Annotated in this window: 10 protein-coding genes and 5 pseudogenes; 10 read left to right on the top strand and 5 right to left on the bottom strand. The window is 46.6% G+C overall.

Features of this window, described 5'->3' with window-relative positions; translation table 11 throughout:
* Positions 1 to 247: 247 nt before the first annotated feature.
* Entirely contained in the window at positions 248 to 565 is a 318-nt protein-coding gene (locus JQN73_RS03965) for a hypothetical protein (RefSeq protein WP_240162420.1), read from the bottom strand.
* A gap of 1,051 nt (positions 566 to 1,616) precedes the next feature.
* Between JQN73_RS03965 and JQN73_RS03960 the strand changes: the two are divergent.
* The 4 genes and pseudogenes from JQN73_RS03960 to JQN73_RS03945 form a co-directional block, all read left to right on the top strand.
* Positions 1,617 to 1,990 (top strand): annotated as a pseudogene (locus JQN73_RS03960) (IS21 family transposase); the annotation flags it as partial.
* A gap of 17 nt (positions 1,991 to 2,007) precedes the next feature.
* Positions 2,008 to 2,289: an ATP-binding protein gene (locus JQN73_RS03955; RefSeq protein WP_205321853.1), complete on the top strand. Its 282-nt coding sequence runs from the start codon at positions 2,008 to 2,010 to the stop codon at positions 2,287 to 2,289.
* A 284-nt stretch (positions 2,290 to 2,573) separates the two neighbouring features.
* Positions 2,574 to 3,662 (top strand): annotated as a pseudogene (locus JQN73_RS03950) (IS110 family transposase).
* 208 nt (positions 3,663 to 3,870) lie between these two features.
* A complete protein-coding gene (locus JQN73_RS03945) occupies positions 3,871 to 5,709 on the top strand; it encodes a bifunctional diguanylate cyclase/phosphodiesterase (RefSeq protein ID WP_205321852.1) in 1,839 nt (612 codons plus the stop codon).
* A gap of 435 nt (positions 5,710 to 6,144) precedes the next feature.
* Here the strand turns inward: JQN73_RS03945 and JQN73_RS22745 are convergent, their stop codons facing one another.
* The gene (locus tag JQN73_RS22745) at positions 6,145 to 6,333 is read right to left on the bottom strand and encodes a transposase (protein WP_205321851.1); all 189 of its coding nucleotides are present in this window, start codon (positions 6,331 to 6,333) and stop codon (positions 6,145 to 6,147) included.
* Positions 6,334 to 6,573, bottom strand: a complete 240-nt coding sequence (locus JQN73_RS03935; RefSeq protein ID WP_205321850.1) for a hypothetical protein — start codon at positions 6,571 to 6,573, stop codon at positions 6,334 to 6,336.
* A 1,172-nt stretch (positions 6,574 to 7,745) separates the two neighbouring features.
* Between JQN73_RS03935 and JQN73_RS03930 the strand changes: the two genes are divergently transcribed.
* Entirely contained in the window at positions 7,746 to 8,318 is a 573-nt protein-coding gene (locus JQN73_RS03930; RefSeq protein WP_205321849.1) for a hypothetical protein, read from the top strand.
* A gap of 136 nt (positions 8,319 to 8,454) precedes the next feature.
* Positions 8,455 to 9,119, top strand: a pseudogene (locus JQN73_RS22740) (IS6 family transposase).
* A gap of 17 nt (positions 9,120 to 9,136) precedes the next feature.
* On the opposite strand, the gene JQN73_RS03920 reads toward JQN73_RS22740, so the two are convergent.
* Complete coding sequence (locus JQN73_RS03920; protein WP_205321848.1) at positions 9,137 to 9,403, bottom strand: hypothetical protein; 267 nt, start codon at positions 9,401 to 9,403, stop codon at positions 9,137 to 9,139.
* A gap of 104 nt (positions 9,404 to 9,507) precedes the next feature.
* Positions 9,508 to 9,759 (bottom strand): transposase, encoded by a 252-nt coding sequence (locus tag JQN73_RS03915; RefSeq protein WP_205321847.1) that lies wholly within the window; start codon positions 9,757 to 9,759, stop codon positions 9,508 to 9,510.
* Positions 9,760 to 9,815: 56 nt separating this feature from the next.
* On the opposite strand from JQN73_RS03915, the pseudogene JQN73_RS03910 reads away from it, so the two are divergent.
* The 4 genes and pseudogenes from JQN73_RS03910 to JQN73_RS03895 all read left to right on the top strand — a co-directional run.
* Positions 9,816 to 10,248 (top strand): annotated as a pseudogene (locus JQN73_RS03910) (IS3 family transposase); the annotation flags it as partial.
* A gap of 442 nt (positions 10,249 to 10,690) precedes the next feature.
* Positions 10,691 to 11,008, top strand: a complete 318-nt coding sequence (locus JQN73_RS03905; RefSeq protein WP_370551307.1) for a hypothetical protein — start codon at positions 10,691 to 10,693, stop codon at positions 11,006 to 11,008.
* Between the two features lie 868 nt (positions 11,009 to 11,876).
* A pseudogene (locus JQN73_RS03900) lies at positions 11,877 to 12,304 on the top strand (transposase); the annotation flags it as partial.
* A 776-nt stretch (positions 12,305 to 13,080) separates the two neighbouring features.
* A complete protein-coding gene (locus tag JQN73_RS03895; protein WP_205321845.1) occupies positions 13,081 to 14,070 on the top strand; it encodes an AraC family transcriptional regulator in 990 nt (329 codons plus the stop codon).
* Positions 14,071 to 14,885 lie beyond the last annotated feature (815 nt).

The raw sequence follows: 14,885 nt of genomic DNA, 5'->3' as shown, positions 1-14,885 counted from the left end.
GTAACGCGCGTGATATTTACGCATCGCGGTCAGCTTGTATTTTCAATCGTTTTAGCCACGAGCCATAATCGACCACGCGATCCATCGCCTTCCTCCGCGTATTTTGAGGCGCTACATAGTAGCTGGCCGTTTTTCCTTTCTCAGCGGGTGTATTGTCAACGAGGTCGCTGAACGAAAGGGGCTGCAATACACGCCCTGCCTTATTTGGCGCAGCAAAGATACATGCGGCGACCACCGTATCTCATTTTTACACTGGGGATAAAACATTGTTATCACTGAGGCCAAAATTTTTTCGATGGTCGCCCATGAGCGCGCGAAGTTCGCGGACTGTCAGACCGCTGACTTCATGCATACGAATTAATAGTGCTGCACCGAGCGGGACCCCTCTATGCCGAATTTTACTAATCAACGACGGTTCCACCTGCATTGCGCGACACAACGCTGCGTCGTTTTTTAAATGTAATTTTTCGATCAACGCTTCTAGAAGGCCTGCAGGGTTAAACGCTGCCTGATCGTTGATGCTGTCTCCGAAATTTGATCCCGATCCCATATTGTTAACTTCCATGAAATGAAACGGCATGGTTAGGCGTAAGGATTCGTGCGCAGGTGCGTACGATTTTCCCTGAAACACGCATGAGCTTAGAATTAACATTTTGCGATAGTCAATTCCAAATAAATGACAGTTTTTTAACTATTTAGGTCTTTTTAAAGGGGATATATTGTGGATCTTTCCAAACTCGCCTGGAGAATGCCCCGTAGTTTCTTTAAATACGCGGCCAAAATACGCCGGGTCCATGAAGCCTGATCGGTAGCCAATTTCTGAGCCGTATGGAATTGGCGATGAATATTTCGTTTTGAAACCCCAAACGCATGCATGCGCCATTTGTTCGACCGACAGCAAACCAGGTACACATTAATGGCGCGTGGATCGGTAAAACAATACACGGTGAGTCCGCCATTTTGGATATCAACTCTTGTTTGGTATCGATTAATAATACGTCCCCGGAATGTAAGTCTGCGTCGAATCGCCCTTGTTTGATTTGCTCGCAGCCCCCTGATTTGACCATCAAGTGACAGGGAAAGGTGTGTGCTCGGGCAATCATCTGACTGGTCCGGCCCGCGGTGAACGGGTTAGTTCCTGTCGAGAGGATGTACGTCACCTCTCCCATTTCAGTAAAAGAGACATCGGCACGAAAATTCTCACGGTTTACGCTGTGTATCTTAAACGGATTTTGTAACTGATTTACAATTTTTTCCCAATACTGAAAGCGCGTTCGCGGAGGGAAACTGTCAGCGGAAAAATGCGCGCTAAGGGAACTTTCGCCAGACGTGTTGGATGAAACTAAAATGTCCATGATGCCAATAAAAAGCGGCCCCTTCTATAACCGATGTTCGGTGACAAACTGTGACGCATCTGTAGACAGCGCTTATGCCTTTGAATTTCAATATAGACCATATATTTCTATACAGCAATATATTTATCGCCATAGTTTGGACTTCGGGACCTGACACTATCAATTAGATTGAGCGAGCATCGGTGGCATCGTTTTTGTTGGCGCTAACGAAGAGTTAACTCGAGCGATCAAGCCCGTGCACAACACCAATGCACCTTCATCACCGTATCGGCTCATATGCCAGCCGCACTCCGGGCGCACCAGGAATCGACACCACAGCGCCTGGTGCATTGGAGGCAAAGTATCGGACCGGCCACTGCGGTGGCGGTAACACGCCTGCTAAAAGAACGCGAACATTCCGAGCACGGCTATCGGGCGTGCCTGGGCCTACTGTCGCTGGCCATGCGTTATGGCAGGCCACGGCTGGAAGCGGCCTGTAGCTTTGCACTGCACTTCGGAGCCTGCCAGTACCGGCATGTCCGCGACATTCTCGTCAATAACTGCGACCAGACCCACCTTGCCACCCCACGAATGCCGACGAAGCCTGGGTCAGCCCCGATCACGCCCATGTGCGTGGTCCCACCTACTATCAATAAACAAGAAGAAGCCAACCATGATGATACAAACCATATTGACGCAATTGCGTAGCCTCAAACTTGACGGTCTGGCTTGCGCACTGGTGGAGCAATTGACTTTTCCTGGCATGACGGCGATGAGCTTTGAAGAACGCCTGGCCCTGCTGGTTGATCGCGCAATTCATACTCGCAATGTTCGCAAGCTGGTGCGTTTGCTGGCGCAAACCAAATTGAAGTGTGCCCAGGCGAGTATTGAAGATATCGATACCCGTCCGGCAAGGGGGATTGATCGCGGTGTTTTTTCAGAAGAGACTACTTAAATGCGTTTAATTTGCACGATTGTCCTCGTATTACATCAGCTCTTCATACTTTGAAGTGCGCTGTATCACATATCATACGCTGCTGTTTTCATACCTTGCCTTAACTATTTTCTCAATAAGACTGTGTCAAGCTAACAGATAATCAGGGGCATTTTTAAGTAGCATGTACAACGGTGAGGGAGTAAACCATATCGATGGTTCTAACGGAATGGACGCCCTCTTTTAAACGGCTTCAACGTGCCAAAATAGGATTGGTATTTCCCTAAACGGAAGGAGCGTCCAAAATGAAGATTACTTCGATTGGAATCGACTTAGCAAAGAATGTGTTTCAAGTTCATGACGTCGATGATTATGGAAATGCCGTGCTTCGAAAGAAACTAGATCGCGTAAAAATGGCTGAGTTCTTTAATAAATTGGAACCGTGTTTGATTGGCATGGAAGCGTGTGGTAGCGCACATTACTGGGGCAGAAAACTGACCGCGATGGGACATACTGTGAAACTGATGGCTCCTCAATTTGTGAAGGCCTATGTCAAGACCAACAGAAATGACATGGCCGATGCAGAAGCAATTTGCGAGGCCGTTTCGCGGCCTAATATGCGCTTCGTTCCAATAAAAACGGACGAACAACAAGCTGTTCTATCATTGCGCCGGGTGCTTCAGTCTTTTATCAAAGTGAGAGCAGCTCAAGTAAACCAAATTCGCGGATTACTGTCCGAGTTCGGCATAATTTATTCCGCAAGCAATTGCGAACATCGCCAGGCGCCTCCCGGAAATCATGGGCAAATCAGATTTGCCGGCAAGCTTTCGAGATCTGCTACAACGTTCGTATGATCACTTGAAAGACATGGATAAACAGGTCGAGGAAATGGATGAGAAAATTCAACAATGGCACCGTTCTTCAGAAATGAGCAGAAAGCTTGCAGAAATACCTGGGATAGGTCCCATCACTGCCACGGCATTAGTGGCATCAATTGGAGATGCTAAGAATTTCGTGACCGGGCGTCAACTAGCTGCATCGTTAGGACTGGTTCCCCGACAGCATTCCAGTGGGGGCAAATCCGTGCTTTTAGGCATCAGTAAAGCGGTGACACCCATTTACGCACGCTATTGATTCATGGAGCGCGAGCGGTGATTCGATTTGCCGACAATAAACCATCCACTACCTGGCTCAATAAGTTACTCACTCGACGAAATAAAATTGTTGCTGCGGTCGCTCTGGAAAATAAAAATGCGAGGGTAGTTTGGGCGTTATTGGCACGTGAAGAACAAAGGTTCCGACCTGATTATTGCCAAGCTCTGCTGGTGCATAATCAAATCGGGCTAGAAAAATCCAGGAAAATTAAGGTTCTAATAATCACGATGACTCGATGAAGAAAATGACAGATTGAGGATGGAAAAATATTTTTGGATAGAAAAAAGATGCCGAAAATGAGCGCTGCCATATTCTAAAGATCGTTCGTTGTGCGAGGTGTCGCCGGTATGCCCCTTACGGCACAGCGATCCCAATTTAAAAATATGCGTGCATTTCATTCGAACTACTTTCTTTGGATAAATAATAAGGTTCAGTATGGCAAAAAATATGGGCGCTTCGATATCACGGCCTAATTTGCGCGCCATTCAAGGAGTGCAAAACGAAGTCCTGTCGGAGAAAAAGGCATTTTCACTACCTGGAATAATTATTTCTCCCGAGAAACTAACTTTCGCATTAACGCTTCGCCACAGTGCAATCGAAGCAAGCGCTCATCCAATGATTGTCACTAGCGCCGTCGCCCCGGGTTTCAATATCGAATACGTGAATCCCGCTTTCGAAAGAATCACTGGTTATTCGAACGCTGAAGTGATCGGTAGAAATTGCAAGTTCTTGCAAGGAACCGACCAAAATCAGCCGGAATTGGAAGAAATCCGGGCTGCGTTACGAGAACAGCGCGAAGGCAATTCAGTCCTGCGAAATTATCGCAAGGACGGAAGCATGTTCTGGAATCATCTTTATGTGGCACCGGTAAGCAACAACCAAGGAATTGTGACGCACTTCGTCGCATCGCACTACGACATCACTGTCGCCAAAAATAACGAAGCTAAGCTGATGCGCATGGCGTATCACGACGAACTTACCGGCTTACCGAATCGTGCACTGTTGCGGGATAGATTGCTGCAGGCCCTCGCATTAGCAGGGCGTTACAGTAGTCAGGTATGGGTGCTATTCATTAGCCTAAACCGATTTAAAACCGTAAACGACAGCTTTGGCCATAAGGGCAGCGACAGCGTCCTAATGATTATTGCGCATCGACTGCGGGATGCTATTCGGGAATCAGATACTCTAGCGCGTTGGGGAGACGACGAATTCGTTGTTGTCATGCCAGAGAAACCGGCTGGCAAGTTAGCAATAGCGGCACTACAGAGAATGATAGCGGTTGTCAATCGCGCTATCGTTTTTGGTGGGCAGGAATTTTTTCTCAACTGTAGTATGGGGGTGACGCGGTATCCGCAAGATGGCGAACATGTGGACATGCTGCTTGATCGCGCTGACATCGCGGCACACCATGCAAAACGCAAAGGCGACAATGATTTTCAATTTCATACCGTAGATATGAGCAAACTGGCGCTCAAACGGCTTCGCATTGAGGCCGACTTGCGCCTGGCTATCGAACGGGAAGAATTTGTTCTTCATTACCAGCCTCAGGTAAACCTAGGCTCGGGCTTCATTAACGGGATGGAAGCACTTATCCGCTGGCAGCACCCGAAACAGGGATTACTGTATCCCGCCGACTTCATCGATATCGCAGAGGAGACAGGGCTGATCATTCCGATTGGCGCCTGGGTGCTGCGCGCGGCTTGTACACAAAATAAGCAATGGCAAGAAGAAGGCCTTCCCTCCATTAAGGTGGCAGTTAACCTCTCCCTACGTCAATTCACACAACAAAATCTGGCCCAGTCTTTCGCTAAAGTACTAGACGACATCGGGCTTTCACCAAAGGAGCTCGAGCTGGAGCTTACCGAAAGCCTGATCATGAGCGACGTCGATCAGGCTATCGCTGTACTGCGCGACATCAAGGCGCTCGGCGTGGCAATATCAGTTGACGATTTCGGAACCGGCTATTCGAGCCTATCCTATCTTAAACTCCTGCCAATCGATATGCTAAAAATTGACCGCACGTTCGTTTCTGACATTGGTGCAGGAGATGGCGATGACGCCGCTATTGTCACATCGATTATCACGCTAGCGCATGCCCTTAAACTGAGGGTTATTGCCGAAGGCGTCGAAACTCTCCAACAACTCAATTATTTGCGCCGCAACGGCTGCGATGAAATGCAAGGTTTTTTCTTCAGCGAGCCCCTTTCCGCCGAAGCTTTCGCACAGATTTTGCGTTCAGGAAAGCGTTTGCCATTGTGTCGGACGCTAAGAAATTCGATACTCTAGGAAAAGACAAATCATACTGTTTGCATGTATCAAATTTAACGTTAAGCTCGACGAACTTATCCCGCTTAAGCCACTGATTTAGTTGCGTATTAGATAGCGCTTGGGTCTCCTCATCTCGAAAAAAGGCTGGAGCATAAATTGAGGTTATATTGTGCTAGGTGTAGAAGAGGGTGCCACGCTTGTACTCGACGGACGGCCACCCAATTCAGCAGTTTAAGAAAGAGAGGGCTACTTCGTTGGAGCCACAGTGTTTAAGGATGTGGCGCCTTGCATCGCCATTGCACGCGAAGATATTTGGTTCTGTTAATATTGAAGTGAAAGCGGAGTAAATTGACGCGTACCTCTATCCAGCAGCCGATATTTTGTAACCTATAGGCCGCGCTGGAGGCGCTGGATGTGATCAGCAGTCAATGAAGTGGTAATTTGCACTCTCAATTAATGAGCACAGATTGGCGCTGGCTTTAGCGCCGCCGACGGTATCGGCGAATAACCAGTTCTTGCGTCCGAGCACAATGGCCGAATCGTATTCCTGACCACATTATTATCGATGGGCCATGCGCTGTACTCGACATACCGTGTCGAGTTAGGCCGTTGCCCTGCCAGATACTTCGATGCGTTGCCCAATCATCGACTCGGTGCAATCCTTGCCAGATGATGGGCGGGCAAGACTTTGATGACTGTCAACACCGTTGTGCTGTCTTTAATGCGCAAATGTTGTCGTTGTGGCGTCGTTAATGTGCTGCCACGGGGTTCTGCCGTGTGCAGTTTGCCGATCAAGGTAATGAATTGCGTGGCAGCTTGCTGCGCACTGCACGCTTCCTTGGACAACACCGCTTCGGCGTCGATAAAATTACCTTCGGACATGCGCCCGGCAAGCCAAATGGACGAGGTCGTTGACGGTGGATATCGCGTTATAAGGCGCGGAACCGTCGGTCCTTAACGCAGCACTCACGCTCACGCCAGTCGAGAGATCGGCCCCATGCTGGTATTACGTCCCAAAGCATAGCCGAACAGGCGTAATGGTGGAGCGCAACCACCGCTCATTTGAATCCGCACATAACTCTTGGCTTGCGCTGCGCGCCCGGGTTCCTTGAGAACCTACGCCATCGTTTCATCACCAAATACGACATCATTGCCGAGCAAATAATCACGCATTAAATTGATAATTGGTTGAGCCGGCGAAGCTTGCCGATTTCTACAAGAAAATGAGCGTGCTGCTGGAGCATATAAGCCGATCCTTGAACTTTTATGCCAAGGTGCTGAGCAAAAAACCATCCTTATTAACAGTCCGCTGGTGCGTTATGAAGACTGTCAGCTTTGAGTCCGACCAAGCTTTAATACTGGCCCGTCGAACTGTCCATTTGGATAACGTTCAAATAACCTATTAAATCGCCGTTATTTGTCAATCTTGGCACGAATTCGCAGAAATTTTGCGCATTTATTCATATCTGAAATTTGCCTTACGTGAAACTATTGCAATGAAGAAGATTGGCGGTGAATAATATCATTAATGAATTTAATTTCCTCATTTTCACTCGAAAGCGGGCAAAGCCGATGGAAATATGTTTCGACAGAATAGTAACTTCCGACTTTTATTTGAGCACAAAAATATAGTGAAGATCATAATAGCTATCTGAAACTGTTAGAACAGCGCTTAGCGTATGCAATCGAATAATGGCAACACCGCCACGGAAAGTTCATTGCTTCTTGCGTAACGACTTTGCTACCGCCACCTTTGAGTGTGCCTCACGTTACTCATTAGCCGAACTACGTTGAGTCTGTAAAATAAAATTAGGTTTATCCCTGCTATTGCAATCAAGGCGCATTTTTATAGCAGGTTCCAATCCAAACTGCGTATATCCGTGCAAGGTTCCCTTGCCGAATGCTAAAAATTGCCAATTTGAAAAATCACTACGTAAATATTATTTATGAGTGAAATACCAAGCTGTCATTTTATTGCCAATCCATATTTATAAAAAATTTGATCGCCAAAAATTGAACTCAAGTTTTATTCAAACATTAAAAGATAAAAGCTAATGCATATTATCAAGTCATGGCATCCCGTTACAAAACAACAAGTCGAAATGGAACTTCAGAAACAAAAATCAATGCCCCAACTTAAGTTAGGAGAAGCGTTGATTCAGGAGAAACTCATCTTAAAAGAACAATTGGTCGGAGCACTCAAGATACAGGCTACGAACGCAGAGATGCATCTAGGCGAAATCCTTTGTAACATGGGCTTCGTCAACCAGGAAAAAATGGACAGAGTATTGGTACAAAAGCTTGGTATTCCTTTTATTTCACTCTCTAAATTCGAGTTTGACCTCGCTCTGGTAAAAACTATCCCGGAAGAGCTTTTACGTAAGTACACCCTGATACCTTTATATCTGATTGATTCGCGCTTGGTGGTCGCGATGAAAGATCCCTTAGCATCGGATGCTCTACACATGTTGGCGTTTTACACCGACTATAGGATTGATCCAGTCATGGCGTCAGAGCAAGACTTAAAGAACGTAATATCGAAATTTTATGGAGCGGAGAAAGGAACGAAATGTCCTAATGTTCCAGTTACTAATTCAAACGACGGTATCGGTTTGAAAATAATCTAGGACACACTTTATGTCCGACAAGAGTCCTACTGTAAATCTCGAGCACCTTGTACCGGTAAAAATGGTTATGTCGCATTAGTAGAGACCGTCATAGCATTCGAGTAGACTGCTACGTTTGAAAAGTAAATGAGCTGACATGTTGAATACCAAAGGAACGCGATTTCCGATCGAAGTGATTTTGGTCTGCATCCGTTGGTACGCAGCATACCCATTGAGCGATCGGCACATGGAAGAAATAATGGAAGAACGTGGTGTGGTTGTTGACCATTCATTGATCAATCGGTGGACGATCCGCTTTCTGCCATTACGTGAAAAAGTGTTCCGCAATCAAGCGCCCTGTCGGTGGCAGCTGGAGGATGGATGAAACCTATATAAAAGTCGAAGGCGTCTGGAAGTATCTCTATCGCGCCCTAGACAAGGAAGGCAAGACCGTCGACTTTCTGTCGACGGCAAAGCGCGACAAGACAGCGGCAAAACGTTTCTTTAACAAAGCAATGCAAGCTAACAACATCCCTGAAATAGTCACGATGGACAAAAGCGGAGCCAACAAAGCGGCGATTGATGAAATCAATGCCGACATGAATGCGCCGGTGGTGGTTCGTGGTACAAGACCGTCGTGCCATCAAGCGGGTGACCAAGCCGATGCTCAACTTCAAAACTTTTCGGTCAGCTAAAAACGTCTTGGCGGGCATTGAACTGATGCACATGATTCGAAAAGGTCAGCTCATGATGGAAGGCTCCGTTGAGATGTATTTTGCCAGCCAATTTTATGCGTTGGCAGGGAATATCCGCACAATTTAAGGGGCGATGGAGAATCCCTACTTATTTCGCCTCGCTGTCGCTAACGCGACACAACCGTTTTTGTTGTGTTTCCTGGTCCACTTGGCATAGACATCTTTCTGAGCGCGCTTGGGCGCTTTCCATTCGATGGGCATGGCACTTTGCTTGAGGATGGCGGCCTCTTCGCGTTTGTTACGTTGCACCGGAGCCTGCACCAGGGAGGAGTCAATGATCTGGCCGCAGCGCGCCAGATAGCCATGCGTGAGCAATTGCTGCTGTACCTGGTCGAACAATTGCGTTCCCATCCCGCCTGTGCCAGACGGTTACGAAACAGCCAGATGGTCTTGGCATCAGGAATGGGGCAGCTGCCAGTGATGTCCAGAAAGGACAGGAAACTGCGGCGGTCGGGTCACTGGTATTCGAGCGCGTCGTCAGCTAGGTTATACAGTTGTTGCAGTATCAGAATCTTGATCATCAACGTCGTCGAATACGGTGGTCGACCACCCTTGGCACGTGAGGGGCGAGGCGCGGCCAGATCAATGACCGCAGCCAGCGCCACGAAATCGACATGTTTGCGCAACCCGATCAGCGGATCGCCCAGTTTTTCGCGGCGATTTCCGCGCTCTTCCTCCGCAAACAGACTCGGTTTTGGCATCATCATCGGGAACACTCAAGAGGTAAATGGTCGATAGAGAGTTTTACTCAATAGGAGGAAGCAAGGGCAGGTTTTTAGAGGTCACCTTAATTGAAGACATCTTTAGTCGTTATCCAGTGGGCTGGGAAGTCCACGAAGAAGAAACGGGAGAGTTGGCAGCCGAACTCCTGCAACGGTCCGTGATCGGACAACGCTGCAGTATGACGCCGCTGGTACTGCATTCTGATAACGGTGCACCGATGAAAAGCTATGCCAGTTTGGACCAGGCACGCCGATGGGTGCAAAGCTCCATTCACTGGTATAGCCATGAGTATCGGCAGAGCGGCATTCAATTTGTGACGCCAGCAGAACGCCATCTGGGACAGGATCAAGCCATTCTGGCACAACGAAAAGCGGTATATGAAATCGCCAACGCGAAACGTCAGGAGGCGCTGGAAAGGTGCTACGAGAGCATGGACATGGATACGCCAGGTGAGTCTGAATCCGGACCGTGATTTACTGCCGGAAATCCAGAGCGTAAAACTCGACAAGGGAATGAGGTGTGAGTCAGCGCATTTCATCGGGGCCCGCAGCGTATCAGGCTGCAACAAGGCCGGATATAGAAATGCAGCCTGCTCTGTTCGTCAAAATGCAAGAAAACCTTTGTAAATGGCAGACGTTCACAGAGAAGCTTAGTTGATCATCATCTAGCGAAGCGCGTTTCATGCACTAATTTAACATCATCAACATCTATTTTCATATTTGAAATTGATTGAATTGCTTTAGTATCTACCTGAACTACGATTAGGTTGTATCGAGAAACTCAATATTTTGACCATAGAATAGTTGATCCATACTTAATTTTTATGAGTCCGTAATAGCCAGTAACGTCGCTTTGTGCTCGCTTCTGTTTGGAATTTCAGACCCAAAACCTCATGCCTATTGCTGAATTAAATCAATGATGCCTTCTGACGATATCAACAATGTTTCAAATATTAATGGCATTGATCACCCGATCTCTTACAATCCGGCACGGCTGCTCGATGCCTTGATTAACACCCTGCGTCTGAAAAACGATGCTGCGTTAGCACGCGCGCTAGAAATCCCCTCTCCTCTTGTCAGTAAAATTCGCCACCGTAAAGTACCGGTGAGTTCATCAGTCTTGATTCGTATGCATGATGCCACCGGATTGACTATCAGCGAATTACGCGAACTTATGGGAGACCGCCGTAAAAAATTTCGTATTGGCACAATTATTTTTACCGCAAAAACGTAACACAGAGAAAAGTTGCGACCGTACGTTAAAAGTAAGAGTTCTCGCTATATCGGTCTAGACGGGAGGCAGTAGGATACTCGAATCGGTTAGTATTTTCATTAACTTAGAACAAACAGCTCCGAAGGTTTTCTGAGTTTTTTATTAAATCGCAGCGGCCGCGGGTCCCAAGCTCGAAATTAATTTGGAATGGTCATTAAGCGATCTCCGATCACAAAGTTGAATCCGGGTTTCGCCAGGTATGTCAATATCGGAAGCACCATAGTTGATTAAATTTTAAGATTCGCTTGGTCATATACGCATTCGTAGCTGGCCTTTTTAAAGCCAGAGAATTTTGCGTACACTGGCGCTTAACGCTCACGCGAGGCCGATGCCATGACTCAAGTCCTGCATAGCCAAGCCCACACTGCCCATGTGAACCGGGAGGAAAATTGCTCCTTGACGCTCCCTTAGGCGAAGCTTGACCAGCTCTCCAATGTCGCCGGCAGACGATCCGAAAATGGCAAGATCGGGACAGTTCCATGGTTGGCTCTCATTGTCGTCAAATGCTGCGCACGAGGCTAACATAGGTGCAGGAACTGATCTTCGAGGAATTGCGCAAGACGCTCATGTCGCCCACAGATCTGCTGGCAGTCATGCGTGAGTTATCAATCCCGCTCTCTCAAGTGCGGCTTGCGTTGCTGCCTGCGCCGTCAGGGCACCTCCAGTCTCCTTAAGCTGGCCTCCCGGGAAAGCACCAAGCCCATTACTAAAAATTCCTTCCAGGATTACGCGTCTGGCTTTTTAATATGGATATCAAGGACCTGCCATAGATGCACGACGAAAGTAAGCATCCTCCCAGTACCCCCTACCGCTAACCAATATCCGCGTTCAACGTCGCGCAGCACGACGAGCACAATCGCTGGCGCTTATCGACGACTTCGAAATCTGGTTGCTGGCGACGCTTCTGATCCTATCGCGCAAGTCGGATACGGCGGCGGCCATCATGTATGCGCTCAATCTATGGCCAGCGCCGAAACGTTATTGTGATGACGGATGCATCGAAATCGATAACTTAGCGGCGGAGCGTTCTTTGCGTGGCGTTGCGATCGGACGGCGCAACTATCTGTTCGCGGGTGTTGACAGCGGTGGGGAGCGGCTGCCGCTGTTTATACACTGGTCAGCACAGCGAAATTAAACGGTATTGATCCTAAAGCGTGGCTGCGCCCCGTTCTCGCCTATATCGCCGACTATCCGGTCAATCAGGCCAATGACTTCCTGACGTGGAAATTCACGTCTTCTATGTCTATAACCCATTGAATTCCTGCCGATTGAATTTCTTTATCGGAATTCGTCAAGACGGCCTTGGGAACACGCTTACCGATGAAGCTACGCGACGCTATTTGTCGTTGCCATGCCCGCGCAACCAGGCGGGTCTTCACGGAAACTGATGCCGACCGGTTCAGGCCCAGCAACCGACTCCTCAACGGCGAGCATGCGTTTGACGTTCCGTGCTAGCAACTGACAACTGAATATCCACTCATTCGCAACGTCATCGACAAACCAACCGCATGTTCGAACGCTTTAATCGCTGCATCAGAGAGCTTGTCAATAAGACCCGTGTCAGTTAAAGGGCCGAGCTGGAAACGACGCTACGAAATCATCTCAAAATCTATAATCACAGCAATTCGCAGCGCAGTTTGACTAACGAAACATCGACTCTCGCCATGAAAAAATGATTCGAGAAAAGCTAAAATTATTCGTTAAACGCGACTACAACTAAGCAGGCCTTTTCGTCTAGGCTGGCAACGAGCGGCGCTTCTGGATGTATCATTTAAATAAAAATAGCTTTTTTCGCTCTGAGGATATCTGTTGCATTTTCTCGTCCGGCCAAGCGAGCATTAACAATGCCTAAATTCGCAATTTACCTCATGCCATGACCTGATATGTATGACGTTTCAGTCACAATAATTTACAAATTTTGCCTAAAAAATACAAATAATTGTGAACAAATTTATATTGCCTAAGATGGCATTTCGACTATATTGAGGCAGGTTTGAATTTGCTAAAAAATATGTGTTTGATGCGGAGTATCTATGCGAAACAATTACGATTCGGTTATCGATAGCGATTTTTTTCCAGCAAAAAATAGATTTGAATATTGTGTTGATGCGATAAAAAAATCTTCGAATCCTTTCAATATTACGAGCGGCGAGAGTGAGAATTTCGACGCAAAAGTAAGTATTAAGAAGTTGGGAGAAACATGCTACTTTTTATCGGAAGGCTGTAGTCCAGTGACTGCATGGAGGACGGATAAGGATATTGCTCTTGTCGATGATCATCCTTTTCATTTAATAATGCCACTAACTAATTTTTGCGTATTCACGCAGCGCAAAACTGATGCTGAATTAGAAATGGGTGATTTTGTCTTAATTGATACTAAACAAGAGTTTCAAGCCACTATGAGTGGTACCCAAGGGATTTTTTTATCAATCCCCGACGCCATCATTCGCACTTGGATTCCAAATCCAGAGAATTATGTCGGGCAAACTTTGCGCGGTAATACGGGCTGGTCCATCCAACTTTCTTCGTATTTTCGTAATCTAAATACTATGATTTCCGGGAACGCAGACCGTCGTACGCAAATCATTATGATTGAACATATCTTATCTATTTTTATGTTTGCATTAGAGGAGTCACATATTTTTGGTTCACCGATAGCAGGTGTGTATTTGAAAAATAAAGATCTATATAAACGTATGCATAGCTGGTTGCGAGCAAATTATATGGACCCAGAAATTACGGCTTCCGGTCTTGCCAGCCGCTTCAACATTTCGACAAAAGAATTGCATCGACAATTTGCTAACACTGCAGATAAGTCGACTTTTTTTAGTATTTTGAGGTCGATGCGCTTAACTGCGGCGATAGCTATGTTGAAGGATTCTAGCTCTAAACTCACCATATCGGAGATCGGATTTAGATCGGGATTTATTGACTCTGCTTATTTTGGTCGTGTTTTCAAGAAATTCTTAAAATGTTCGCCGGGTAGATTTACGATGGAATTGACGAAAAATACTAGTCAGTAAGTAAATTCCGGCACTCCGTTATATTTATGCTTGTTTAGCTCCCTAAGTTTTTGTGCAAGCTTAAGTAGTTTAGATGCGCGAAAACGGTTTTAAAGACAAAAGAACAGCATAAATAAAAATCGAAGGTCATGCGGATTTTAGGCATCTTTTATATTTCAAGATATTTTTAGCGATAACTCTTCGAGTCACAGCAAACAAGAAAAAATATTGTGCGCTGGGTGGAAAATTAGAGGCGTGTCGGCGACCGACGAATGTCGGCGGGTGGGCCGTAGAAGAAGGTCGGAGAAGAAGTTAGAAGGAGCCCTGATCATGGATGTTCCTAATAGTTTTTTTCTGTCTTTTCATGACGCTACGGAAGGAGCATCGGCGTGAAATGTTAATTGGGGTTCCGCAGATGCTAAACGTCTTTCTATGGGAAAATTTTTCGGAGAATTTTTAACATATGTTGCAACTCACTGAAGTCGACGGATGCAGATTTCTTGTTGACGCATATAAATACTGCCTTGGACGAAACAATCGAAGAACTGGTTGTCACCCGAGTACCTCCCAAGCCTGAGCATGCCCACCGATATAGCAAAAATAATTATTAGGCACAAAGTCCCTGCCGCTCATGCCTTTCATTCTGGAGGATTTGTAGATGCGCACTATCGACAAATTAACGTCTGTGCATTACGCCACTCAACAAACCTTTCTTAAAAATTAAATAGAATCTTCTTGTTTAGTTATGGTGAACCCAATTCGATGTCAGAAGGTTTGTGAATGAATCTTTTGGTTCTTTTTTTACACCAAAATCTTATATCCTTTAATCGTTAAAT

This window comes from Glaciimonas sp. PAMC28666 (genome assembly GCF_016917355.1).
Taxonomy (GTDB): Bacteria; Pseudomonadota; Gammaproteobacteria; order Burkholderiales; family Burkholderiaceae_D; genus Glaciimonas.
This window is presented reverse-complemented; position numbering and strand designations above follow the sequence as displayed.

What these genes read in the sequence shown, in the direction of transcription:
- JQN73_RS03965 (WP_240162420.1), bottom strand. Translation starts at nt 565, where the DNA reads ATGGAAGTTAACAATATGGGATCGGGATCAAATTTCGGAGACAGCATC.
- JQN73_RS03955 (WP_205321853.1), top strand. Translation starts at nt 2,008, where the DNA reads ATGATGATACAAACCATATTGACGCAATTGCGTAGCCTCAAACTTGAC.
- JQN73_RS03945 (WP_205321852.1), top strand. Translation starts at nt 3,871, where the DNA reads ATGGGCGCTTCGATATCACGGCCTAATTTGCGCGCCATTCAAGGAGTG.
- JQN73_RS03935 (WP_205321850.1), bottom strand. Translation starts at nt 6,573, where the DNA reads ATGTCCGAAGGTAATTTTATCGACGCCGAAGCGGTGTTGTCCAAGGAA.
- JQN73_RS03930 (WP_205321849.1), top strand. Translation starts at nt 7,746, where the DNA reads ATGCATATTATCAAGTCATGGCATCCCGTTACAAAACAACAAGTCGAA.
- JQN73_RS03920 (WP_205321848.1), bottom strand. Translation starts at nt 9,403, where the DNA reads ATGGGAACGCAATTGTTCGACCAGGTACAGCAGCAATTGCTCACGCAT.
- JQN73_RS03915 (WP_205321847.1), bottom strand. Translation starts at nt 9,759, where the DNA reads ATGATGATGCCAAAACCGAGTCTGTTTGCGGAGGAAGAGCGCGGAAAT.
- JQN73_RS03905 (WP_370551307.1), top strand. Translation starts at nt 10,691, where the DNA reads ATGATGCCTTCTGACGATATCAACAATGTTTCAAATATTAATGGCATT.
- JQN73_RS03895 (WP_205321845.1), top strand. Translation starts at nt 13,081, where the DNA reads ATGCGAAACAATTACGATTCGGTTATCGATAGCGATTTTTTTCCAGCA.